At 41.9% G+C, this 25023-nt stretch carries 22 protein-coding genes; 4 read left to right on the forward strand and 18 right to left on the reverse strand.

The genetic code is table 11. The features are described from left to right. Positions 1-22: 22 nt before the first annotated feature. The 5 genes from ACOOEY_RS04450 to ACOOEY_RS04470 all read right to left on the reverse strand — a co-directional run bounded on the left by ACOOEY_RS04450 (position 23) and on the right by ACOOEY_RS04470 (position 8141). On the reverse strand, positions 23-1588 hold the full coding sequence (locus tag ACOOEY_RS04450) for a SusD/RagB family nutrient-binding outer membrane lipoprotein (RefSeq protein ID WP_420387466.1): 1566 nt from the start codon (positions 1586-1588) through the stop codon (positions 23-25). Between the two features lie 4 nt (positions 1589-1592). Next, positions 1593-4853 carry a SusC/RagA family TonB-linked outer membrane protein gene (locus tag ACOOEY_RS04455; RefSeq protein ID WP_420387467.1) on the reverse strand — a complete coding sequence of 1087 codons (3261 nt, stop codon included), beginning with the start codon at positions 4851-4853 and terminating at the stop codon, positions 1593-1595. Between the two features lie 184 nt (positions 4854-5037). Next, positions 5038-6147 carry a TIGR03364 family FAD-dependent oxidoreductase gene (locus ACOOEY_RS04460; protein WP_420387468.1) on the reverse strand — a complete coding sequence of 370 codons (1110 nt, stop codon included), beginning with the start codon at positions 6145-6147 and terminating at the stop codon, positions 5038-5040. A gap of 3 nt (positions 6148-6150) precedes the next feature. Continuing rightward, positions 6151-7452, reverse strand: coding sequence for a DUF5690 family protein (locus tag ACOOEY_RS04465; protein WP_420387469.1), 1302 nt, complete (start codon positions 7450-7452; stop codon positions 6151-6153). Further along, positions 7452-8141 carry an HAD family hydrolase gene (locus tag ACOOEY_RS04470; protein ID WP_420387470.1) on the reverse strand — a complete coding sequence of 230 codons (690 nt, stop codon included), beginning with the start codon at positions 8139-8141 and terminating at the stop codon, positions 7452-7454. Before ACOOEY_RS04470 ends, ACOOEY_RS04465 begins: the two co-directional genes overlap by 1 nt. Before the next feature lie 69 nt (positions 8142-8210). Between ACOOEY_RS04470 and ACOOEY_RS04475 the strand changes: the two genes are divergently transcribed. Then, positions 8211-8786, forward strand: coding sequence for a helix-turn-helix domain-containing protein (locus ACOOEY_RS04475; RefSeq protein ID WP_420387471.1), 576 nt, complete (start codon positions 8211-8213; stop codon positions 8784-8786). A 334-nt stretch (positions 8787-9120) separates the two neighbouring features. On the opposite strand, the gene ACOOEY_RS04480 is transcribed toward ACOOEY_RS04475, so the two are convergent. The 3 genes from ACOOEY_RS04480 to ACOOEY_RS04490 all read right to left on the reverse strand — a co-directional run bounded on the left by ACOOEY_RS04480 (position 9121) and on the right by ACOOEY_RS04490 (position 14405). Continuing rightward, entirely contained in the window at positions 9121-11049 is a 1929-nt protein-coding gene (locus tag ACOOEY_RS04480) for a DUF3857 domain-containing transglutaminase family protein (RefSeq protein WP_420387472.1), read from the reverse strand. Between the two features lie 11 nt (positions 11050-11060). Next, positions 11061-13097: a DUF3857 and transglutaminase domain-containing protein gene (locus tag ACOOEY_RS04485; protein ID WP_420387473.1), complete on the reverse strand. Its 2037-nt coding sequence runs from the start codon at positions 13095-13097 to the stop codon at positions 11061-11063. A 129-nt stretch (positions 13098-13226) separates the two neighbouring features. Continuing rightward, positions 13227-14405, reverse strand: coding sequence for an aminotransferase class V-fold PLP-dependent enzyme (locus tag ACOOEY_RS04490; RefSeq protein WP_420387474.1), 1179 nt, complete (start codon positions 14403-14405; stop codon positions 13227-13229). Between the two features lie 97 nt (positions 14406-14502). Here ACOOEY_RS04490 and mltB point away from each other — a divergent pair, with 97 nt between their 5' ends. Continuing rightward, positions 14503-15468 carry a lytic murein transglycosylase B gene (gene mltB / locus ACOOEY_RS04495; RefSeq protein WP_420387475.1) on the forward strand — a complete coding sequence of 322 codons (966 nt, stop codon included), beginning with the start codon at positions 14503-14505 and terminating at the stop codon, positions 15466-15468. A 2-nt stretch (positions 15469-15470) separates the two neighbouring features. On the opposite strand, the gene ACOOEY_RS04500 is transcribed toward mltB, so the two are convergent. The 7 genes from ACOOEY_RS04500 to ACOOEY_RS04530 form a co-directional block, all read right to left on the reverse strand. Beyond that, on the reverse strand, positions 15471-16001 hold the full coding sequence (locus tag ACOOEY_RS04500; RefSeq protein WP_420387476.1) for a DinB family protein: 531 nt from the start codon (positions 15999-16001) through the stop codon (positions 15471-15473). A 137-nt stretch (positions 16002-16138) separates the two neighbouring features. Continuing rightward, positions 16139-16411 (reverse strand): hypothetical protein, encoded by a 273-nt coding sequence (locus ACOOEY_RS04505; protein WP_420387477.1) that lies wholly within the window; start codon positions 16409-16411, stop codon positions 16139-16141. A gap of 143 nt (positions 16412-16554) precedes the next feature. Further along, positions 16555-17247 (reverse strand): hypothetical protein, encoded by a 693-nt coding sequence (locus ACOOEY_RS04510; protein ID WP_420387478.1) that lies wholly within the window; start codon positions 17245-17247, stop codon positions 16555-16557. 2 nt (positions 17248-17249) lie between these two features. After that, a complete protein-coding gene (locus ACOOEY_RS04515) occupies positions 17250-17993 on the reverse strand; it encodes a hypothetical protein (protein ID WP_420387479.1) in 744 nt (247 codons plus the stop codon). A gap of 50 nt (positions 17994-18043) precedes the next feature. Then, positions 18044-18820, reverse strand: a complete 777-nt coding sequence (locus ACOOEY_RS04520) for a hypothetical protein (protein ID WP_420387480.1) — start codon at positions 18818-18820, stop codon at positions 18044-18046. A 71-nt stretch (positions 18821-18891) separates the two neighbouring features. Then, positions 18892-19650, reverse strand: a complete 759-nt coding sequence (locus tag ACOOEY_RS04525; protein WP_420387481.1) for a HEAT repeat domain-containing protein — start codon at positions 19648-19650, stop codon at positions 18892-18894. Next, the gene (locus tag ACOOEY_RS04530) at positions 19637-20149 is read right to left on the reverse strand and encodes an RNA polymerase sigma factor (protein ID WP_420387482.1); all 513 of its coding nucleotides are present in this window, start codon (positions 20147-20149) and stop codon (positions 19637-19639) included. The genes ACOOEY_RS04525 and ACOOEY_RS04530 overlap by 14 nt, the downstream gene beginning before the upstream one ends. A gap of 145 nt (positions 20150-20294) precedes the next feature. Between ACOOEY_RS04530 and ACOOEY_RS04535 the strand changes: the two genes are divergently transcribed. After that, positions 20295-21059: a YdcF family protein gene (locus ACOOEY_RS04535; RefSeq protein ID WP_420387483.1), complete on the forward strand. Its 765-nt coding sequence runs from the start codon at positions 20295-20297 to the stop codon at positions 21057-21059. Here the strand turns inward: ACOOEY_RS04535 and ACOOEY_RS04540 are convergent. From ACOOEY_RS04540 to ACOOEY_RS04550, 3 genes are all read right to left on the reverse strand, one after another. Continuing rightward, on the reverse strand, positions 21056-22420 hold the full coding sequence (locus ACOOEY_RS04540; RefSeq protein WP_420387484.1) for an NAD-dependent succinate-semialdehyde dehydrogenase: 1365 nt from the start codon (positions 22418-22420) through the stop codon (positions 21056-21058). The genes ACOOEY_RS04535 and ACOOEY_RS04540 overlap by 4 nt on opposite strands. Before the next feature lie 50 nt (positions 22421-22470). Further along, positions 22471-22773 carry an ArsR/SmtB family transcription factor gene (locus tag ACOOEY_RS04545; protein ID WP_420387485.1) on the reverse strand — a complete coding sequence of 101 codons (303 nt, stop codon included), beginning with the start codon at positions 22771-22773 and terminating at the stop codon, positions 22471-22473. Positions 22774-22919: 146 nt separating this feature from the next. Beyond that, the gene (locus ACOOEY_RS04550) at positions 22920-24329 is read right to left on the reverse strand and encodes an OmpA family protein (RefSeq protein ID WP_420387486.1); all 1410 of its coding nucleotides are present in this window, start codon (positions 24327-24329) and stop codon (positions 22920-22922) included. Positions 24330-24509: 180 nt separating this feature from the next. Here ACOOEY_RS04550 and ACOOEY_RS04555 point away from each other — a divergent pair, with 180 nt between their 5' ends. Continuing rightward, complete coding sequence (locus ACOOEY_RS04555; protein WP_420387487.1) at positions 24510-25010, forward strand: metallophosphoesterase family protein; 501 nt, start codon at positions 24510-24512, stop codon at positions 25008-25010. Positions 25011-25023: the final 13 nt, after the last annotated feature.

Consider the following 25023-nt stretch of genomic DNA (forward strand, 5'->3'; position numbering starts at 1 on the left):
AAATCAATTAACAACTATATCCTTAATTAACATCCCACCATACGCGGGTATTCAGATTATCTGCACCTTGTCTCTGGACAACTGCATTATAATTATCACGATTCAAGGCCTGAACGCTAGACGGATAGATAAATCTAACCGGTACAGTGGGTTGAACTGCTCCGGGGCCCGGAGTAATTACCGGATAAGCAGTTCTTCTCCAATCGAACCAGGCTTCCAATCCGCTAAAGAAGTTACCAATCCATTTTTGCATGGCAATTTTCTGAAGCTTCTCAGATGAAGATCCTGTGTAAGCTACATCGGGCTGAGCAAAATAAGCTGCATCAGCATTCACTGCATTGCTAATGGCTGTATATCCACCTACTTCCAAACGGGAATCATAATAATCAAATGATGATTGAATACCTTCTCTGTAGTAGCCTTCAGCAGCTCCTGCAGTAATGAAACCTCTTTCTCTGGCCTCAGCCAGGATAAACTGAAGCTCAGAATAACTCATCAACATGGCCTGACGTGCAGTCGGTGAAGCCAGGGAGTTACAAGCTGAACAAGAGAACATTAAACCAATTCTTGAGATGAAGTTAGAACCTCCTTTAGCAGGATCACCACTTGGTGAATACTGAAGGGCTTCTTCATCGGCCAAACCGTTAGGCACTCCCTGATAATCATCCCAGTCACCTACCAAACCGGCACCTGAATCAGTGGTGGGCTGAGCATAGGCATAAAGTCTGGTATCGTTCAGTGACTTGAGCGTATTTTCCATTTTTTCACTTAATCTGTACTCATCGAATGAACCTGATCTGGTGGTGTACAATGGTTGCTGGTTAGGCAAATCTGCCAGGTATTGTAAAGCCACATTATCATCGTTGCTCTCAAGGATCGGATACAAGTTCGGATTGCTCACAATATTCTGCATGGCACTGCTCGGATCGATTCGATCTGACAGTCTCATGTGAATACGGAGCAAAAGTGAATTGGCAAACTTCTTCCATTTCATGATATCACCTTCGAAAAGGATGTCTCCCTCAATTGAAGGACCGGCCGGGTCTAACAGGTCATTGGCATTCACCAGGTTGGTGATGATACCCTGATATACACTTTGTTGTGTATCGAACTGTGGCAGGTTTTCTCCATCTTTTGCCTGAGTTGCCTCAGAGTAAGGAACGTCACCATAAGCATCGGTCAATACTGAGTATAACCATGACTGATACACCATAGCTACACCGAGGTAATTGTCATTACCGGAAGTAGTGGCAATCTGCTTGATATTCTCCAGGTCTCTCATAATGTTGTAGTATGAGTTGTATGGAGATGATTCAGGGCCCCAGTTGTAACGGTCTTCGTTGGTAAACTGAATTTTGGCAGAGTACTGCATAACCACATTACCCAGACCCCAGGCAAGCCCGGCATTCTCGTTGATACCATTTCTCAATACTGTAGGCAGCAAGAGAGAAGCAGGTACATCTTCGGGACTATTGGGGTTCATGTTGAGTTCTTCAAACCCATCGTCACAGGCACTCACACCAATGATTAGTGCCAGAGCCAATGCTTTCGCTTTTATATTGAATAGTCTCATGATTGTCTTTTTCAATTAATTAAAATTTGATATTCAGGTTGAATCCAATGCTTCTGGCTGATGGATAAGCCATGTTCTCAATACCTGGCTGAAGTGTACCACCACTCATAGCCACTACATCCGGATCGAAGTGAGGGTTTTCTGTCCACAAGGCCAGATTTCTTCCCACAACAGAGGCTTTCACTGATCTGATGAAGCTATTCTGGAACCAGCTTAATGGCAGGTCGTAGCTGATCTTCACCTCTCTCAGCTTCACATAAGAAGCATCATATTTAGCTGCTTCTACATTGTTTCTCTCATAGTATCTGTTGTGCCAGTTTCTTGAGGTAATCTTGATGGTATTTGGAGAGTAACTTCCATCGGCATTTTGAATCACACCAGGCGATACAATACCGTTACCTTCAACACTCAGGTCATATCCGTTCTCACGGCCATAAAGTGTTTCCTTCAACTGTCCGGAAGTACTTCCGATAGTTTTGGTTCTTGACACTACAATACCGCCATGTCTGATATCGAAGAGGAATCCGAGAGAGAAGTTTTTATAGCTCAGGCTATTCTGAATACCCATCATCCAGTCAGGGTTATAGTTACCTTGCTTCACCAGTTCAGATCCTCTTAGAGGAGTACCTTCAGCAGAGTGGATGATCTGACCATAATACGGGCTGTCTTCATCTTCTACTCTCAGGAATCCGATACCATAGATATCGCCCATTCTTTCACCTTCTCTGGCCTGAACAAAGGCACCGTTTCGGGAAGTCAGGGTGTAGGCATCAACATTCTCGTCCAGTTCGATCACATATGATCTGTTTCTGGTAAAGTTGACAGAGGCATCCCAGGTGAGTCCGCTATTAGCCTGGACGGGCGTACCATGTACCATCAACTCGATCCCTTTATTCTGGATTTCACCGGCATTGATAATACGGCTGCTGTAACCAGTAGCAATGTCGAGGGTGATCGGAATAATCTGATCTTTGGTTCTGTTGTCGTAGTAAGTGAAATCAACACCCAAACGACCTCCGAAGAGTCTCACATCTGCTCCAATCTCATAAGAGGTGGTTCTTTCCGGTCTCAACTCGCTGTTCGCCAGTGTAGAAGATTCCGTTTTGGCCTGAATTCCTCCCCAGGCCGTGCTGGAGTTGTACACATTAGTAAGGCTGTATGGATTAGTATCGTTACCTACTTCAGCATAAGCTGCTCTTACCTTAGCAAAAGAGATGAAGGATGGCAATACGAACATATCACTCAAAGCAGCACTCAATGTAGCTGATGGATAGAAATAGCTATTGTTGTCTACCGGCAAGGTCGATGACCAGTCATTTCTTCCTGTAATGTCAAGGAAGATCATGTTCTTATAGGCAAACTGACCATATCCGTAGATAGAGTTGATCTGCTTTTCCTGATCATACTGTTCTACCTGCAAGTTTACGGCTGAGTTAGAGAAGTTATAGATTCCCGGAATCAACAGCTGTGGCGCTACCGTCTGATTGTAGTTGTTGGTCTGCTTCATTTGGTTACCACCAACTGACACAGTAAAGGCAAAATCAGGATTTACCTCTTTGTTATAGGTTAAAAGGAAGTCTGAGTTTTGCTCGATGAAGAAAAGCTTGTCTTCTCTGTACATTCCTTTAGGGAATCTTTGTGTACTGAAAGCTCTTCTTCTGTCTCTCAACTCATTGTAGTAGTCAATACCTGTTCTGATTTGCAGGCTCAACTCATCAGTGAATTGATAGCTGGCTGAAACTGTACCAAACACACGATTCTTGTTTTGACCGTTTGTGTTTTCGTAAGTAGTGAAATACGGGTTATCGTGGTAGTTGTAGTTATAGTTAAACTGTTGAATACCTTCTAGGCCTGGCATCCAATAGTTACTCAGGTTTCTGGTATTGATTTGTCTACCATACCAGATCCACAAATACATCAAGCTTTCTGTACCATAGCTAATTGCCGGTCTGTTATCACTCTGCGTATTGATATAGTTGACAGAAGCATTGAACTTCAACTTATCTGTCAGCTTAAGGTCTGTCTTCAATGCAATCGTGTTTCTTCCTAAATCTGTATTAGGCACCATACCCTTTTGTTCCAGGTTAGTCCATGAGAATCGAACATTACCATAGTCATTGGCAGAGGTCACACTGATATTGTTGGAAAGTGTAACTCCGGTCTCGAAGAAATCATTGATGTTGTCCGGGTTGCTCGTCCATGGAGTTGGAGTAATCGTACTTCCTGTTGGAGCATTGAGATCACCACCTCTGAATCCATCTACATTTCTTGGAGAATCGAACTGAGGAATCAATTGTCCGTCCATTCTTGGACCCCAGCTTTCATCCACACCATCTGCAATACCTGATCCTGCACCATCTACAAATGCAAACTGACCGTTATTACCTTGTCCATATACGTTTTGCCATTCCGGCAACCTCAATGGTCTTTCGAAAGTCACGTTGGAGTTAATAGTTACACCTAGTCCTCTTTTACCCTGACCTGATTTGGTAGTGATCAGAATAGCACCATTGGCTGCTCTTGACCCATAAAGAGCTGCTGCTGCAGGACCTTTCAATACGGAAATGGTAGCAATATCATCCGGGTTAATTTCTCCGGCTGCGTTACCGTAATCTACCTCCAGGTTACCGCTACCTGAAGAGCCATTTACATTGTTACTGATAGGAATACCATCTACTACAAACAGTGGCTGGTTGGCATTGATATTCAGTGAAGACTCACCACGGATAATTACCCTTGAAGAACCACCAACACCTGAGCCAGATCCTGTAATCTGCACACCGGCAATCTTTCCGCTCAGAGCATTGACCATATTGGTCTCGCGGGCTTCGGTCATTTCTTCACCCTGAATTTCCTGAACAGCATAGCCCAATGCCTTAGATTCTCTTTCTACACCAAGAGCTGTAACTACTACCTCATCGAGTGAAGTCGCTGATTCCTTAAGCGATACATTGATTACCGTTCTGGAACCGATCGTTTCTTCTATAGTCTCATATCCTACAAAAGAGAAAACCAGAATGTTAGCATCCTGTGGTACGGTGAGTTTATACTGACCGTTAGCATCTGTAACAACACCTTGGGTTGAACCTTTAACGGCAACAGTTACCAGAGGAAACGGCTCATTGGTAGCCGCATCTGTTACTGTACCGGTAATGGTTTTGCTCGCTTGATAAATGGGTGTGCCGGCATAGGCAGCAGGATTGATTAGCTGTCCCGCGATGAGCACCAATACCGTAAGCCAGAGCGTGAATCGCACGGGCTTATTAGCGCATTTTTTCATAGATTAGAACGTTTATTAAAGTTGACTTTGATTGCTTTAGTAAAATTTTGTTTGAGTTGTCTGAAGCTTCCGCCAAGTTGATTCAGACTTTGAAAACATTAGGGAGTGCCTCATTCGGGGCACTTCTCTTTTTTTTAGTATCGGTTATCACATAGGCTTTCTCATTTTAGTAGTCTTCTGATCTCTAAATAGTCTCTAGTTTTTCCTCGGCTAATCCGAAAGACATAGTCATTCCGGCTCCGCCAAGACCGTTAATTACCAAAACTCCATCTTCCGGAGTCATTATGATTTCTGTTGATCCATCAGTCATTTTAGGGTAAATCCCATGCCAACGCGATGCGATTGTCCAATCCCTGAAGTCCGCAAAAGTGGCCAGATAGTCGAGTATCATCTGATCGATAAACTCCTGATTGAAAGGACTCAGGTTATTGCCATATTCATGAGAATCGCCAATAGTGAGTTCTCCGCTTCCATTTTGCGAGACCATTACATTCAGCCCCCATCGCAGGTACTCAGGATGATTATTGTGATACCAATGCTGAAGAGCTGCATGAGATGCGGTTTGCTTAAAGGCCTCGTAATGAACTAGTGTCAGGCCTCCACACAGGGCAGGTCCTATAGTCCATTCATTGGGTTGGCTCACCAGACGCATCATTTGTAGTTTGCATTTGGTGATGTTAGCCTTTTGAAATAGTTCAGGATAAAGGGTTTCGAAATCGGCCCCGCTACAAACCACAATGAAATCCGCTTCTATGGTCCGTCCATTAGCCAGTTTAACCCTGGGGTGAACCACCTCTGCGACCGCTGTATTCCAATGAAACTTTACTCCGAATGACTCCCGGAGATAAAGAGGTATTTTAGCAATAGCTTCTCTTGGGTCGACTATTAGCTCTTCATCACTCCATAAAGCCGCTTTAAGATTCTTCTTAACTACGGCCTCTGACTCGATCTCTTCCGGCTTCTTAATGGTGTATTGCGGGTTTTGAGCCGCGAACTCTTCCAATACCGCCAGTTCCTCGGGTAAATAGGCCATGTGAAGGCTTCCTACCTCACCATGCCAGATGTTGGCTTTCTCTGCCACCTCTTTCCAAATGACTCTCGACTTGAGTGCCCTTTCGTACAACTGACCTTTAGGCTGACCTATGGGCCAGACCATGCCGAAATTCCTCACTGATGCACCCTGAGCTGCTTCACTGCGTTCGATTACTTCAACCGCATAGCCCTTCAAAGCCAGCTTCCTGGCGGTGGCTAATCCCACAATTCCTGCTCCTACAACTATGGCTCTTTTCTTCATGGCTTAATTCAATATCAATTGTCTGGTTTCTATGGATTTACTGTGGTGTTTTCTCTTGAAATAGATGGCAGCTGCAACCGTGATGACCAGTCCAAAAACAGACACCACCAGTAGTGAATTCTGAAAAAACAGGGTCCAGGACATCTCTCCGAAGCCGGCAAGTTCTTTGTAAAACAGGAAGCCCATGCTTCCCAGGTAACCGAAGCTATCGGCCAGATACATGAGGAATCCGGCATTGCCTTTATGTTTAAAGGCAGACATAAACCGATCGAAGATGACACAGTTGAAAGGCACATAGGCCAGGTATAGACCAAAGCCCACCATGATCATCCAGGGTAAAGCACCTATCTGCATTCTTGAGAATAAATAGGTACCAATAAAAATGATAATGAACCCCAGACCAATGAGCAGGTGATTATACATCAGGGCTTTGAGGTTGTCTTTCACAAAGACCAGAAGGCATATAATCACCAGTACTGCCAGTGAAATAGGTATTTCGGTTTGGGTAAAGATTCCCGGTTGTTCCCCATAACCCTGTTCTGCCCAAATGTTGGACACAAAATTATCTCTCACATCACGCAGAAGCGTCAGAAAAACATAAGCAATAACCAACATGAGAATACCACTGGCATATTGCTTAAAGAAGCTCTTCCTCTCCACTCTGCTCATTGCTTCCCGCTTATTTCTGGAGTCAATATCTGATTGGGATGGTGCCGGTATCTGATCGAGCAGCCAGACAAATATCAGCAGCGGCAATACAAAAACGAGCCCTGTGAAGAATGGCATCCACCAGGCCGACACACCGAAATTCAGCATGAGCTCTGCTCCAACTGTTTTCACCAGCCCTGAAGAGAAGATGAAGCTCACACCCAGGAAGGCGCCCATAAATTCAGTGGTTCTTCTTCCTTCCAAATAACTAAACACAAGGCCCCAGACCATTCCGAGCGGGAAACCATTGATGAGTAAGAAGAAGATATTGAATGGTCGTGTTACCAGAGGAAAAAGCAACAGGGCTAACCAACTCACCCCAATCAAAAGGAGAATTAACCTGGCCCGACCTGACTGCCCTCTTTCAGCAATGAACTTGATGCCATAAAACTTGGACAATGTATAGCCTACAGTCTGAGCAAAAATCAGCCATATCTTATAATCTATCCCCAGCCATTCGAGCTCATCAAAAGTAGCGGCTGTGAAAGGTTTTCTGAAAGCATACATGCAGGAATAGGTACCAAAGGCGGCCAAAGCTCCAATGAGTGCTACCAACCTATGGTCTGACCTCTGCAAATATGATCTCAGTCGATTCATCAGAGGTTCAGGGTTTCCTTAAGTTCATTCAATGAATCGATGGCATGGGTGGCTCCCATTTCCAGCAAATCTTCTTTGGAGTACTGGTCGGAAGAAATGCCTACAATCAGCTGACAACCGGCATTAATTCCTTCTTCAATGTCTGACCTTGTGTCGCCTACTTTTGCTACTTCTGAGGGGCTTTGAATCTGAAAGACATCCATTGCCTTCTGAATCATGTAGGGCTCCGGTCTCCCTGCCCGTACTTCATCAGATGTGACAGAGAAGTCGATAAGACCATCTCTTTCCCAACCCATTTTATCGATAAGCAGGTTGGCAGTAGTTCTGAAGTAGCCAGTATCGAGTACCACTTTAATGTCTCTGCTTTTAAGCAAGCCAAATAGCTCAGTTGCTCCGTCCATTTCTTTCAGGCCATTACCCTCACTGTATGCCTTCTCAACATTGGTCTTGAAAACCTGAAAGACCACATCAATAGCTTCTTCGGTCACAGAAGGCTCTACCTGCTTCATCAGCAAGGCGATACCTTCACGCTTATTCATTCCTCCTATTCTGTTCAATACATCTTCCAGGTCATACTCAAAGCCGTATTCTATCAGTGCTTCTCTGACACATTTATAGACTGTTTTCTGTTCATCTATTGTGGTTCCAGCCATATCGAAGACCACCATCTTCACACTTTCTTTAATCATTCTTTACACTGATATGCGGCATGAAATGCATGCCTTTGCTTACATTTAAAATTTCCAATCTGGTATTGCATGAAATCTGACATACTAAGTGCCATAGGCAAAAAGCTTCGTGACGTTCGAAAAGAGAAAGGGATGAACCTGGCTGAAGTCGCTGAAAAAAGCGGCATAACCCCTGGTTTGCTTTCAAAAATCGAGAACTTCCGAACCATGCCTTCTTTGCCGGTTCTGTATAAAATCTCAGAAGCACTTGAGGAGCCTCTGTCAGAATTGGTAAAGCCGGTTGATGAAGAGCCTGAGACATCATATACACTGATCAGAAAAGGTGAAGGTGCCATTGAATCGAGGTATGACTCTAAAGGTCTTACCTACGAAAACCTGATGTCTAAAATCATCCATAACCATCCGGTTAAAGTGGTTACCGTTACTGTTCAGCCGGGAGTATTCAGAAAGCCCCTGGCTAATGACTCCTATGAACTGGTTTACCTGTTGGAGGGAGAAATTATTTATGGTCTTCTCGATCAGAAGATTCACCTGAAGGAAGGTGACACCCTCTACTTCAATGGTCAAATCCCACATTCTCTTAAAAACCCCGGAACTACTCATGCCAAATTGTTCAAAGCTTACTTTATGAACTCGGGCAACTAATTAATTCAAGCCCCTCCAATGTTCATATATGTAAAATTAGGAAGAGATTTTTCTAAGAAAATCGCTGAGAAATTCTTTAATGAAAGGGTAAAGAAGTTTACGCTGAGTTAATATTCAATTATCTGATAATCAAATATTTAAAATTATTTGATAAGCCCACTTTACAGAATACTAATGCATATAGGTTAAGCTGACTTAATCTGCTGACTTGAATATTTGTCAACCATCAGTTTGACAAATAGTAAAATAACGCCAATAGTTCAGCGAATAAAAAATGCCTCAACCGGTGATTTTCAACCAATTGAGGCATTTCGGTGATAACGTAAAATTTCTGCTATTCTTCAGTGACCTTATTGAGTACCACTTTAGGGTTTTCATTCTTATTGATCATGCCAACGAACAACAGATAGGCGGCATAATCTTCTGCATCATATTTACCTGTTTTGAAAACAAGCCTTCTCACAAAGGTTAATCTACCCTCTTCCTGACTGATCTCCGTTTCGAACTCTCCAAACTGAGTAGAGATACTCTGTGATTCAGGCGCATATTCAAAACGATAGCTTTCAGGGAAAGTAATTGAAACGGAATCAATCCGAGTAAAGCCCGTCTTAATCTCAAAGTAGTTGCCACTTGAGAGTGAGTCTGGCTTACTTACCGGACTATACTTTCCTGCTTTTGGGTTTAATTCAAAGAATACTCTTTTACCAGAAACCTGAGCATATTTCTTAAGCAGATACTCCCCTGTTAATTCAATTTGTGGCAGGTCATCTTTGTTCCGCTCTATGCTGTAACTCAGCATATCGAAGTTCGAAAAACCGGCATTGGAAAGCATCCATTGTTTCTTTTCTGTTTCTCCTTTGTGAACAATAAAGTTAAGATTGTTTTTCTCATGTACGAGAGCCCCTAAAGTAGTCTTCACTGTAGCTCTGGCGTTCCCATCAGTTTCAAGTGCAATGGAAATTTCATTTTTCTCCAGGTTATCCGTCTCATCGTAATTCGGTGTCCTAACAATTTTGCCTTTACCGTTGTCAATCAAGAATACATCCCGATCTCCTGTAAACGTACCCAGATAACCAAAAGGATTGGTCTGACTGGTACATTCCAGCCAAACAGTATCGCCCTTATTAGGAACGCAAAGGATGGCATGGTTAAAGTTCGATTGAGGAAAGTCTTCAATAATCGGTCTTGGATTGCGACCTGCTGAAACCAAGGTATATTTTGACTCTATACCAACAGTGCTCAACATGGCCTTGGTAAAATACGAAAGGGCCTTACAGTCACCATAGCCCATTTCATCAACTACTGAAGCTTTGAATGGCTGATAACCTCCAATTCCTAATTGGATACTTACATACCTGGTATTCTCCTGAAGGTAGTTATAGATACGCCTGATCTTCTCCCTGTCATTGGGAGCATCGGCTACAAGCGAATTTAGCTTTCCTTTTAACTCCTCTCCTATATCATTTCGGTCGGCATTCAGTTTTTCGATCCAACCCGCAAAATCATCCCAGGTAGAGAAATCCCCACGGTAGCCGTCAAACTCGAACTTGGATGGCGATGTGGTAATGGTCGGAAGCTTTTCCATTCGCTCCATTCCATAATACATCTCTTCCAGCGCAGGCATATTCTCAAAGCTCCAATGCAAAGTGACTTTACCGTCAGCTTCTTTTCTGCTGAAAACCTCATCATCAATATTGGTCTGGTACACACGGGGTTCTAAACCAGATGGTGCTGACATGGTAAATTCAGAGCTTTCTACTGCAATGGCCTCATCAACATATACAGACCATGAGGGTAGATGAAAGGTATGTTCATAGGTCTTTTCTATTACATACTCAATGGTATAAGGGTATCTGTTTTGTGAAATATCCAGGTATTTGATGCGGCTATCTTCATAGACACTAAAACCGCTGATACTACTCTGGTCTACTATATCTGACTTTTTTAATTTGTAGATTTCCTTACCAAAGGCATCATACACTCGGGCCTCTTCAATTTTAACCGATGAAAGACCATCGTAATACTCAACTATCTCGGCAAGGAAATCAGCTTTCTTATTGAAAATGGTAGCTACATAATGCTGAGTGAATGTAGCGCTGGTAAAGTCGTTGATATTAAATACTCCTTCATCCTTTCTGATGACTGCATTTACCTCGTCAGGCTTAGCCAGATCGAAATTGATTTTACTAATCTCGTACTGCCCTAATAGCTGCCCTACCGAGAGGCAAAGAAATAGTATACAGTATGTGGTTTTGGTTAGCATGCAGCAGCAATTTATTCGTCAGTCTTTTTCTTCAACACGATCTGCTCAGCTTCCTTCTGAACGACTTGATTATAGAATTCTCTTAGAGCTGGATAATCAATACTGGTAAACAAAGGCTTCATCAGGTTTAACTGACATCTGATCATGATGGATTCTCCCTGATTCTGAATAAGGTATCTGAAGATACCTGCATTGCCCGGTAAAGCCATGGCAGCCTGTTCAGGTAATTCATCAACCACGTAACCTTCCGGAATATTAAGTGTCATTGAGTAAGTAAACCTCTGACTTGCAATAAAGTCAACAGGAAACTCTCTGGTTTCCAATTTGAATGGGTTCTCATCAACTCTACCCAAAACAAACGGATTGACGTACATCAAGTCTCCCAGTGCTTCAACTCCTTTCTGTGTTTCCATCTGATAAGTCACATAAAATGGATCGGCAGCCTCTTTCTCACCTTCAACAGACAAGCTGTCAATTGTCCACTCATAGTCCTCCTCTACAGTTTCTTTGAAATCTTCATCCTCATCATTAAAATCTGAACGCATATTAGCAGCGGAATACCCCATATACCTGGCTGACACTTCACCAGAAATGCTGCCGCTCTCATCAAGATCAAGTGCGGCACTGATGATCGTAGTGTAAGTTCCCTTGGTACTGAGTTCTACCCAACCAGGATTAGTAGCGGAAACCCTTAGGCCTTCTACATTAAGATCTCGGGTAGGCAGTAGTTCCATCGGAAGAGACCTACTGGTAGCATCTATGAGCATAGTTTCTCCATCTACGACTACCTCAGCCAGCACATAATTGAACTGAGAGGAAATGGCAAAATCTTTCTTAATGAAACCATTATTTCTTGTACTCAACAATACAGGATTGGCTTCTATCTCTGCTTTTCTCAACATATTAATAAGAAGCAGATTGATTTCGGCTGAGCTTCCGGTTCCTTTATCCAGTACATTTCTAAAGCTCTCATCAGCGTACCTCCTGTAGTATCCGTTCCATTCAACATTGGATCTTACATAATCGAAAATAGCCTGTACCTTTTCCATTTGGCTACTTTTTCCAGCCGTAGCATTAGCAACAATGTCATTCAAAAATCCATTACCTGACAACCTTCCACCAAAGTCCTGATTCTCCAGCATAGTTTTATTAATCTCATCCCACGTACCCATGTACTTAGTAATACTTCCGTCACCATCTTTAGTACTGGCCAACTCAAACTCTACTTTGGAAATATAATTACCCACACTTGACATGTATGGCTCGGGCTTAAAGGCAGGGATATTCTCTGCTCCCCAGTGATTCACATATTTCATGTAGTCATAGCGGTTTGTGGTTGTTCGACCTGCAGTAGTCACACCTCTACTTGAAGAGCCTGTTCTGGTACGATCCATGATGGTAATAGTACCAGAAGTAGTTCCTTCTTCATTCAAAATGAAAGGATGAAAACCCTGCATAATTCTTTGATAAATGAAATACTCAGGTACCAGGACCCTGTACTCACTCCAAAGGGTAGGTATGGAATTCTGAAAAGTCCAGTCTTGTAAGTTGAATAAAAAGTCTGAACGCACATCATAGGTATATTCAATGATAGAGCCTGCCTTCACATCGGGCATGGTAAACTTCATCTGACTCCAGTTCTCGTTTACTTTTTCTTCAAAACCATCTCGCTTCTTTACTTTGGTCTCATTTACCTTTTTCCCATCCAGGTTATAGGTAGCAGCCTTAAATGAACCTAGCTTCTCAGAACTTCCATTGGATTCATAAAGTGGTATGCTGATATCTGCCTGGTCGAAACCTTCAGTATTAATGACTTTAACCCTTTTATGTCTTTCAAAATACAAGTACCAACCATTGTTGGGATCGTATTGTATTTCGGAAAAGCCAATATCAGCCAATACAATGGCCGAAACGGAGCTATCTCCATTAAAGGAAATAATCTCAAAATCCTCCGGCTCAATATCTCCATATTTAATGTCGACCTGAGCCCTGGTAAAAAATGGCAGTAAAAAAATAAATGTGATTAAAGTAAGCTTTACACTTTTCATAGTTAGTAGAATAAATAATGGTGATAGTAGCTAGATCAGAGTGGTGTGCGTATTTTTGGTTATTGTTACGGAATGCCGAATCGAAAACTAACCATAATTATTTAAACCCTAAACTGATTTCAGGTTAAATTAAGGTACCAAGCGCCCTATGGCATTTAGGAAGTATTCAACCTCCTCTTCTGAATTATAATAGTGCACACAGGCCCTCACTATTTCTTCCAACCCCTTAGCGGTCATATCGAGATAGGTATTAGGAACACCATTCCAGCTCACGTTAATCCCCTGAGAAAGCAAATACTGCTGAACCTCACTGGCGGTCTTCCCTTCAACAGTAAATGATACTATTCCACCAAGGCGCGTACCAATGTCATGACAAGTAACATGATCCATTTCCTGAATCCCCGCTCTGATCAGTCTTGCCAAATGGCTTACTCTCTGCCAGACATCATCCATTCCGGCTTGATATGCATAATCAGCTGCTACTTTCAGACCCAATTGATTGGCCCTATTGCCTTCCCAATTCTCAAACTTACGGGCATCTTTCCTGATCTCGTAAGACGATTTACCAGTCCATGTTGCCGAGTGAAGGTCTATCGTATATGGAGTAAGCTTGGGTAATACTTCTTTGCGAACATATAAAAACCCGGTCCCCCTGGGAGCTCTGAGATACTTTCTCCCTGTGGCAGAAAGCATATCACAGTTGAGCTTTTCAACATTGATAGGATATTGTCCTACCGATTGACAGGCATCGAGCAGGAACAGGATACCATGTTCACGACAGATAGCACCTATTTCTTCGGCCGGGGCTAAATGACCTGAATTAGTTGGCATATGTGTGATGGATACCAATTTGGTTTTTGAAGTGATCAGCTCCTTAAAAGCACTCAAATCTTCATCACCCTGATCATTGTTAGGAATCACCTTTACAATCGGCTTTGTAGGATGGTGCAAGTACGCCAGATAATTACTGGCATAATCTGGCTGATTACAGATAATCTCATCTCCCTCTTGCCAATCGATCGACTGAAAGGCTCCATTCCAGGCAGCAGTAGCATTCTCAACAATAGCGATTTCCTCCACACTGGCATTGATCAATCTGGCAATTGAGGAATAAGCTCCTTCCAACTCTTCGCTTCTTAAGGCATGCAATTCATAGCCTCCTACCATTGCTTCTTCACGAATGTAGTCCAAAACGGCCTGGGTCACCTGATTGGTGGGGAGTGAACTCCCGGCATTGTTGAAATGGATTACATTTTGTACGCCATCCGTATCGGCTCTGAATCTGGCAATATCATTGTTGGTAAACATGGCGGAAGATAATGATCATTAAACTGAAAGACCATTTATGAAACATCTATTTCGCCCTTGGAAAGGCATTCCTATATTTAAAAGCAAATTCTCCTATATGAAACAACTTCTCCTTTTCTTCTCTCTTTTTATTTCTGTCACACTTACGGCACAGGTGAACCAACAGGAAGTCGATGCTTTCATTAAGGATTACGCCAGCAAACATGGGGTAAGTGAAACGGAGGTTCGTGAAATTATTAGTGCAGCTCAGTTTCAACAGGAAATTATTGATAAGATCAGCAGACCGGCAGAGGGAACCATGACCTGGGAGAGATACCGAAAGATTTTTGTGACGGATGAACGAGCAAATGCCGGGATAGAATTCTGGAAAGAACATCAGACCACTGTGGCCAAAGTAAGCCGTGAAACGGGGGTTGCAGAAGAGATCATATTGGGCATAATAGGGGTTGAAAGTTACTTCGGAAGAATCAAGGGTAGCTATCAGGTACTGGATGCGCTTTATACATTGGGTTTTGGATACCCTAAAAGAGGAAAATTTTTCAGGTCAGAGCTGGCAAAGTATCTGGAGCTGAGCACCAAAGAAAACCTGAACCCTAAAGAAATTAAAGGCTCATATGCAGGAGCTATGGGCTATACCCAATTTATGCCAAGCAGTTATCTGGCTTATGCCAAGAGTTTTGATGAAGGAGGAAATGCTGATTTGGTAAATGACCCTACCGATGCTATAGCCAGTGTAGCTAATTATCTAAAGGTTCATCGATGGAAAAAAGGTGAGCCCATTGCAACCACTGCAACCTTCAGCAGGGAAGTCACCAACCTGAACAAACAATCGCTTCGCCCGAAAAACAAGCTATCGGACTACACTGCCTTAGGAATCAAGCCTGGAAAAAGCATTGCAGGAAACACTCCTGCTACACTTATTATTCTTGAAAATGAAAATGACAAGGAACACTGGTATGGCTTTTACAATTTCTATGTAATTACCAGGTATAACCATAGCCCAATGTATGCTATGGCTGTTTACCAGTTGGCAGAATTAATTAAGAGCAAAAGAGACTGGTAAATTTAATTAAACCCGTAGTCGGGAGGTTTTATTCCATTTAACCTAAGATATAAAACGGCTTTTGCTCTATGATTTGTAATATGATCTCTCATAAAGAGTAATGATTGCCATTTTGTTAAAGGAAATTCTCCATGGGGTTTTCCTTCTGTCATCAATTGTTGATCAGTAAGCTTACGCATAAGACTGATTACCTCATCAAAAGCCGTTGTTAACTCTTCAATAATCTCAGACTTAGACAGATTAGCAGCATTTTTCTCTATTCCATTATATGATTTCTTTAGAATGAACCTTGAATTCATTGAAAGCATACTATTGGAAATATGTACCATTTGCTGACCAAATGACATAACCTCCGGTACAGGTTTATAACTATATAGGTCTTCCGGCATTGATTGGGCCACTCTTATTGTTCTGGATTTTGCCATTTCCCAGACAGCTATCTGATTCTGAGCAAAGTCAAAACTTTGAGCTTTTAAACCGCCATAAGAGATAAGAAGTAATACCAGGCTGGATGATTTTAAAAATCTCGTCATAATTCAATTTTTCTTAAAAAAACAAAATAGCATGAGAGCATAGCATGTCAATTCTTGCTCAAAAAGAAAAACCCCGGCAGAACCGGGGTTTTAAGGATAGAAAACACTTGTATGCTAAATATATCTCAAACCAAAAACTAATCAGGCATTTGTAAGTGTTTTGTCTTTTGAATCAGATGTTCAACTTCTTCTTTGGTAACGACTTGCTTACCTTCTTCTTTTAATTCTTCTAATAATAATTCTGCAATCCGTTCTTCCTCTAATTGCTGATTACGTTTTCGGGCCAATGATTTCAGATAGTTATGAAGTAAACTACGGCAGGCGTCTTCCACATGAAAAACCACACCGCTAATGGTGATTTTGTCCTGGCTATTCATCGCTTCGGGGTAAAACATTGGTTGGTAGAACATCGGGTTACAGTTTATTTTCAGACTCTTCAATTTGAGAATAGTTACTCACTGAAAGAGATCATTTACTCTATAGATGATCTCTAACGGAAAAATGTTGCACCTGTCTTAAATTTTAACACTAGTTAAGCCTCTTTAACATGATGCTACTTCAGCTTCCTGAAGTAGATGTCCGAGGTAACTGTCTCTAGTGATACATAACTCCCTCCGTTCCCAAGGTTCGCCTCTACCTTGTGAGAACTAATCTGAGGCAGTCCCTTATCGCTTTTGGCCGTAAACTCGTGATTGGTATAGATAGCTCCATTAACTGTTTTTATGTCAATTTCTGCTCCCTGGTTTTCAGGCCATTCCAGCTCTATATCACCGGTAACGGTCTTAGCAGAAATTTCTTTATAAGAGCCTTCTATGAAAAGGTCTCCAATAACTGATTCCACATCGAGTTCGATTCCGGAAGGTACTTTTACTTCAACCAATACATCAAGACAGACACCGTTTCTTCTTCCGTTTCGGTTCCAGTTAATGGAATGCTCTTTATCGCAATCATAGAAATCGGCATCTTCGATCATTCTCTTATCGAGCTCAACTTCGAGTTTAACCCGTCCTGCACTTTCATCCAGCGATATTTCCAGAGCATCATTCAATTCACCCTGATTGATTGAATATGTAATCTTAACAGACATGGTCTCCTGGTTCCAGTGAGACACTTTGATCTGATCGACCAACTCCGCATCAATGGCTACTCTCTTGTCTCCTACTTTTACAGATTTCTCAAACACTTCAGTTTGTGCTACACCCGTAAGACTAAGAAGAACTAAGAAAATACTAAGCAATGCTTTCATGACTAGTTCTTTCTTAGGTAAACATTGCCATATTCGGACTCAACTCTTACCTGGCTCGACCCTTTATTATTGCTAAGCCTGGCTCTCATATTTTTGCCGATCATATCATCACCACCCACAGACAATTTTGAGTTAAGGTTTGAAAAAATCTGTCCCCAATCTGTAGAAGCCTCCAGCGACCTAATACTGGCCTCATCTACTTTAATATCTGCTCCTCCGTATTTAGCCCATACTTCTATCTCTTGCGGTGCATCGACCACTTCTACCATACCATATTTAGCCTGAACATCCACTACGGCATTCTTAGGGAGAATAACTTCAACAACAATTTCTATCTCAGTACCATTGTAATAGCTCTTACCATTCTTGCCGGACTTACCAATGGTGATACTGTTTCCTTTAGAATTGATTGAAACTTTGTCGTCATCATCGTCATCTGAGATGATGATATTTCTGCGATCGTACTTATTGAGATTTCTCAGTTTTGAAGAAACGGACAACCTGCCTGAGTTTCTTCTATCAGAAATTTCAAAATCTTCTGTCGCATCGTTGCCATTAATCAGTACTCTGGCGTTGATCTGCACTTCCTGCTTGTCCCAGGTACTGATTTTGACGATTTCAGGATACTCAAAGTCCAGCGAAAGTTTTTCATTGGCTTCGAGTTTATAATTTTTTTCTACCGACCACTGTCCAAAAAGACCTGTGGTCATTGAACAGAAGAGTATAAGTGTTAAGATTTGTTTCATGTTATTTTGAGTTAAATGAAAACCCCGGTTGTTATACCGGGGTTGTTGACCTATTTCTTTCTGAGATAAACGTTTCCGTAAGAGGCTCTAAGCTCTAGATCTACTCCTCCTCCGTTTAAAGTTCCTTTTACCGGTGAGCTTATTTTTTTCATTTCGTCAGATTTTGAAAATTCAATATTCAAATCTGAGTATGCTTCACCATAAGGTGTTCTCACTGTAACATTGGCCTTACTAGTCTCAGGAAGAGTAACATCTACTGTTGAATAAACTGACACCAGAGACGTTGGACCTGACTGGCTTAGCGCACTGAATTTAGCTTCTACACTTCCGTAAACCGTATTCACTAATGCCGGGCCTGTAATATCCTCGAGGTATACCGAGTTGTAACGCCCTGAAACTTCAAGTTCAGTAGAAACATTATACACCTCGATTTTACCACCTTCCCATTGACCAGTATGTTCAATTTTGACTTTCATTCCCTTAGGCACTCTGATTTTGAACAACCCTTGTTCTCTTCTGGCTGTCTGGAAAATGGTAATCATATCACCATCTGTACTCACATGCAGGCCGAGGTTAGTATTATCCTCTCCTCTGGCACTCAAGGGTTTCAGACCTTCTGCCCTTTCCGGTCTTTCGCCATGGCTACTGGATTCAATTTGAATTTGGTTCCCATCGTACGCCTCAACACTCACCTTATTCACTTCTTTGATGTGAAGGGTTTTTGAGGATGGATTGGAAACATCCATGGTGTAATCCTGGGCCTTTGCGCCCATCAGGCCGATGATCGTTAAGGCAATCATCAGCATAGCTTTATTTAATCTATTCATTTTCATCGTTTTATTGTTTTCAGATATTTGAGTTTAAACTTTTGGACTGTCCGCTATTTATTCTTGTTGTTTTACATTTCTTTTAGTTTGAAGATACCGATGTAGGCTTCGTCTTTTACTTCCTTCAGTACCTCCTCATTTTCGGTGAGTTTCTCGAGTGAGCCAATGGCCTCTCTTTCTTCCAGGCCTACCAGCGCCTCAATGATGGCAATCTGAACTGCAGGCTCGGTTTCCTCAAGCAAGGCTCCCGATAATGCACTAACCACTCCCCTGCTTTTACCCATTTTTGCAAGAGCTTCAACCGCTTTTGTTCTTACATGCATGTTCGGATCGTTCTTCATTACAGCTTCCAGCGTAAGCACTAACTCTTCACTAGACTGATCAGAGCCGGAAACATTACTCACTGCCTGCAATCTTCCACTCGCGGAGTTGCTCTGTAGCTGACTTTTAAGGTCTGCGAGCTCCTGACGAATAGCATCTACATCGCTATCCGTACTGAACTGCCCACCGATCCAGAAGCCGACCAGCACCAATACTGCTGCTGCAGCTACTCTGTATGTCCAGGTAAAGAAGTTTGCTGAACGGTTGATTGGAATAACCTTCGAATCAGATATCCCGGCATCCAGCTTCGCAAAAAGCTGATCATCAGAAATTGTTCCTGACTGACTACTCAATAGATTCAGCATTAAAAACTGATCCTTATGACTTTTCAGGTGGTCGGGGATGTCTTCTCCTTTGAAGAAACCCTGGAGTTGCTTTTCCTCTTCCAGAGAAGTTTCCCCGTTGTAATATTTTTCAATCAGTTGATCTATGTAATTACTGTTGTTCATAATTCACCACTTTTAGATAGGCTTCTCTTGCCGCTTTTCTTGCTCTGGAGAGTCCTACTCTTATATTATTGATTTGCAGTCCGGTTTGCTCTGCGATTTCTTCATAGCTATACCCTTCCAAATCCCTTAGTGTAATGAGTAGCCGTTGCTGATCAGGAAGTTCCTGAAACGCTCTCACCATCACCCTCATACTTTCATTCAACTCAAGCTTCTTATAAGGGCTGACAAAACCGGAGTCTACCTCCAACTCCTGTACATCTTTGTGATATTTATGCTTCTTACTTTTCAGCTGATCAAGACATCTGTTCTTAGTCACTGTTACCGCAAAAGCTTCAACACTTCTGTACTCTTTGAGTTGCTGTCTTTTATCCCATAGTTTCACCATTACATCCTGAAGTGCATCTTCTGCTTCATCAACCGATTTAAGCATATGCAGTGCTATTCTATATAGCCGGTCTTTCAGAGGTAAAACCTTGTTTTTAAATTCTTGCAACTCCATTCAATAACACAGACGACATCCAATTGTAGTCATTACACAATAGCTAACAGATTATTAATCCAGCTTGAAAAACTGACCGTAAATATTTGACTATCAATTGATAAGGAATATCTTTTTTTTGGGTTTATTTTCGTTCGGTCATTTTATGTTTTTCATACTCTCTAAAATACTGGCTTTTTTCGTCAGACCCTTAACATGGATCATAGGGCTGTTTTTACTTTCTGTGTTTTTAAAATCTCAGAAATGGAAAAAGCGCTGCTTCTGGTTAGCAACAGGTTTACTCATATTTTTCTCCAACCAGTACATTGCCAATCGGGCTATGCTTTGGTGGGAGTATGAACCCGTACCGTTTCAAGAGTTAGAAAACTATGATGTAGCTATTGTTTTCTCCGGTGTTACCAAGGGAAGCAAAACACCCAGAGACAGGGTTTACTTTACCGATGGAGCTGATAGAATTACACATACACTTCAACTTTACCGTGAAGGGAAAGTCAAACACATTCTGGTGAGCGGAGGACTTGGGTTTGAACAGGTAACTAATAGTAGGGCAGCAGACAGACTCAAGTCATTTCTGGTTATGGCAGGAGTTCCGGATTCAGTTATCACCATTGAACCTGATGCTGTTAACACCTATGAGAATGCTGTTAAATCTGCCGAAATCCTTAGAAGTAAATTTCCCGGACAGAAGTACCTGTTGGTTACATCAGCCTTCCATATGAAAAGAGCTGAGTTATGCCTAAGAAAGCAAGATATTGAGTTCGATGTATTTCCGGCAGGATTTCTTACTGATCTCCCAACCTTCAACTTTGAAGATGTAGTAGTTCCAAGAGCTACAGCAATTGACAAATGGGAGAGAATTTTCAAAGAATGGGCAGGTATTGCCACCTACAGGGTAATGGGATATCTCTAAGCTATAAAAATGGTTTTTCGGTTAACGAACTCCTTAATACCTAAATGTGAGAGCTCACGACCATAGCCTGATGACTTAATACCACCGAAAGGAAGCCTTGGATCTGAAGCTACCATTTGATTGACAAACATTGCTCCTGTCTCAACCTTTCTGGCTACTTCTAAGCCAGTTGTTTTATTCTGAGTCCAGACTGACCCACCAAGACCAAACCTGGAGTCATTAGCCACTTCAATAGCTTCCTCAGCATTCTTTACTTTTATCAGGGTCGCTACGGGACCAAAAAGTTCTTCTTCATAAGCCCTCATTCCCTTCTCCACATTCGCCAGAATAGTAGGCTCGAAAAATGCAGCTTCTGAATCAATCGGCTTGCCTCCTAAGACAACACGAGCACCCTGCTTCACAGAGTCATCTACCTGTTCGCTTAATTCTTTCACAAACCTTTTAGAAGCCATTGGTCCACAATTGGTAGTTCTTAATGAAGGATCACCTGGCACATAAGTTTTCATATGAGCTTCAAACTTTTTTAAAAACTCATCATAAACCCGTTCCACTACAATAAATCGTTTAGCGGCAATACAACTCTGTCCACAATTAATCATTCGGGCTTTGGCAGCTATTCTGGCTGTTTTTTCAAGATCAGCATCTGAGAGAACAATGAACGGATCACTACCTCCCAACTCAAGTACAGAGGTTTTAATGTTTCTTCCCGCAGCTTCTGCAACTTTAGAACCTGCCAATTCACTCCCAGTGAGTGTAACCGCCTTGATTCGCTTATCATTAATAATCCCCTCAACCTTGTCAGAGCTCACTAATAGATTCTGAAAAACACCAATCGGAAACCCTGATTCAATGAAGGCCCTTTCGATGGCCTGAGCACACTGAGGTACATTGGAAGCATGTTTGAGAATTCCGGTATTTCCAACCATTAAGGTAGGAGCTGCATATCGGAAAACCTGCCAGAAAGGGAAATTCCAAGGCATTACGGCCAGGACACACCCCAGAGGCTCATAACTTATAAATGCCTTTCCTTCATCTGTCTGTAAGAGCTCATCTTTGAGAAAACTTTCTGCATTTTGGGCATAGTATTCACAAACCCATGCACATTTTTCGATTTCGGCCACACCTTCATTGAAGGTCTTACCCATTTCCAAAGTCATGAGTCGAGTGAGGCGCTCCTTTTCCTCCTTAAGATAAGTGGCTAAGTTTTGAAATAGCTTTGACCTGAAGGCAAATGACTCTCCTGACCAATGAGAAAAACTATTCTCAGTTCTTTCTAATACAGATTCAATATAACTTTCGGAATGTTCTTCGAATTCAGCTTCAAGCTGATTTGTATAGGGATTGAAAGATTGAAATGCCATAACTAATCAAGTGTACTACCAAGTTAATTGTTATGGATATTTGAAGAAACCTAAAAGACAATTACATCAACGTCTTCAAGGATTTTGATAAGATCGGGCACTTCCTTCATTCTCAGAAAATAAAAGATATTCTTTCCCTCTCTCTTACTGCCAAGAATACCCTTCATTTTCATGTTGGCCAAATGATGTGAAGTTAGAGATTGCTCTAACCCCAGGTAAGCCGTAATGTCGTTGACAGACATTTTATCATGCTCGTTTAGCAAATCAATGATGCCAACGCGCATGGGGTGAGCAATTGTTTTTAACACAAAAGCAATTTTCTCAACTCTGTCCAGGTCAAGTTGCTCTTCCATTTCAGATAGGTTTGTTTCAAATATATGAACATACGTTCATATTAAAAAATTAAAATTGTAATTTCTTTAGAATTCAGAGTTGATCACGCATTCATAAAAAAGGCCGGGTATTTCTACCCAGCCTCTTTCATTTGAATCAATAGATTCTATCTGTAAATTATTTCTAGCTCAACTCTTCTATTGGCTGCCCTACCTTCTCTGGTACTGTTGTCTGCAACCGGATTGGCAATCCCGTAACCATCGGCCGAAATCCTTCCACCATCAATCCCCTGGTCAATCAGGTAAGCTCTTACGGCATTAGCCCTTCTTTTCGAAAGCTCCAGGTTTGAGTCGGCATTACCTGTATTATCTGTATAGCCACTCAACTTCAAGTCAAAGTTATTTTCCTTCATAAGGTCTGCTACCTGTTGGAGCGATCCATAAGAACTCGCTCTTAATACATCACTACCCGAATTGAACTGTATATTTTTAACAGCCAGGTCTAAAACCTGTTGCACTTCTTCTTCTATTACCGGACAACCACCATTACTTACAAGCCCAAAAGTTTCAGGACATTGATCATCGCTGTCACGTACACCATCTTTATCCCCATCAGGACAACCATTTAATGTACCAGCCACAGTAGGACATTGGTCTTCACTATCCTTAATGCCATCTCCATCTCTATCAGGACAGCCGTTCAAAGTACCTGCAACAGTTGGACACTCATCTTCTGAATCCTGAATACCATCTCCGTCTGTATCAGGGCAGCCATTAAATCTTGCCACTCCTGCTACACCTGGACAGGCATCTTCGCTATCCTTTATACCATCACCATCGGCATCGGGACAACCATTCAATGTACCAGCCTCAGTTGGACATTGATCATCCTTATCCAGTACACCATCGCCATCTGTATCTGGCCAAGGGCATCCCTGATTTTCTACGGGTCCGGCTTCATTCGGGCATGGATCTTCCTTATCCAAGACTCCATCACCATCAGAGTCACGTTTTCCACCTAAGGAAAAAGAGACCCCTAGTGAGTATTGCATATAATTAGGAGCTTGTTCCAGGCTTTTTCTGTAGGACACCATGGCCTCAATGCTGGCCTCTTCTGTCACTTTAAACTCCAGACCAGCACCCAATGGCAAATGATTGTACATACCTTCTTCAAATTCTTCATATATACCTTCAATCTTGCTAAAGTCTGATAGACCGTAACCGGCAAAAAGGAAGGGCGCGGTTCTTGAATCAGATTTGATGAGATAGCCATTAGCCAATTTGTAAACCAATCTCAGGTCCACGTCAAAGACATTGGAAACATATATATTTTCATGTCTCAGCTTACCATAAGTAACACCAAACTCCAGGTCAAGACTGTTATTCAGGTAACGATCAGCACCAACCCTGAAGCCTGAGTTGTCAAGATTTCCGAAATCATAAAGACTCTCGTAGAAACGATAGCTGAATTTGTTGTTTGTTAGATTGATATCGATCCACCATGGATCATCGGCTGATTGTGCCTGAACTGTGATGGCACTGAACACCATTGCGATTGCTAGTAGTAGTTTTTTCATATCGAGCATTTTGGTTAAAGTGTTTATTGGTTTCAAATAGCCTACCAGATTCTGTGATATGCTATCCAAGTGAATATAATGAAATTGGATCATAGTATATCAATAACTCTTAATAGAAAATCACTAATATTTTGAATACCGCTTTCTTGTCTTTGGAAAAACATTCCCAATTTTAGAAGCATGAAAATTGGTCTGATTTCCGATACCCATGGTTTTTTGGATGAACGTGTATTTCATCATTTCAAGGACTGTGACGAAATATGGCATGCCGGAGATATTGGCGAAAATGGAGTATTAAGACTATTGGATGAATTCAAGCCACTCAAAGCCGTTTTCGGCAATATCGACACTGTTCAAATGCAAAAAACTCTCCCCGAATACCTTTTAATAGAACATGAAGGGATTAAGGCATTGATGATTCACATAGGAGGTAAACCCAGACGCTATGCCAAAGGGATAAAAAGTCTGATTCAGCAACACAATCCTCAATTATTCATTTGCGGGCACAGCCATATACTGAAAGTGATGATGGACAAGGAAATGAATGTATTATATATGAACCCAGGTGCTGCCGGGAAACACGGATTCCATCAAATGAGAACTCTGTTGAGATTTGAATTAATCAACGGAGATATTAAAAACCTGGAAGTGATTGAATTGGGCAAAAGAGCTCAGGCATAAAAAAAGTCCTACG

Origin of the sequence: Roseivirga sp. (assembly GCF_965216855.1) — a bacterium.
Taxonomy (GTDB): Bacteria; Bacteroidota; Bacteroidia; order Cytophagales; family Cyclobacteriaceae; genus Roseivirga.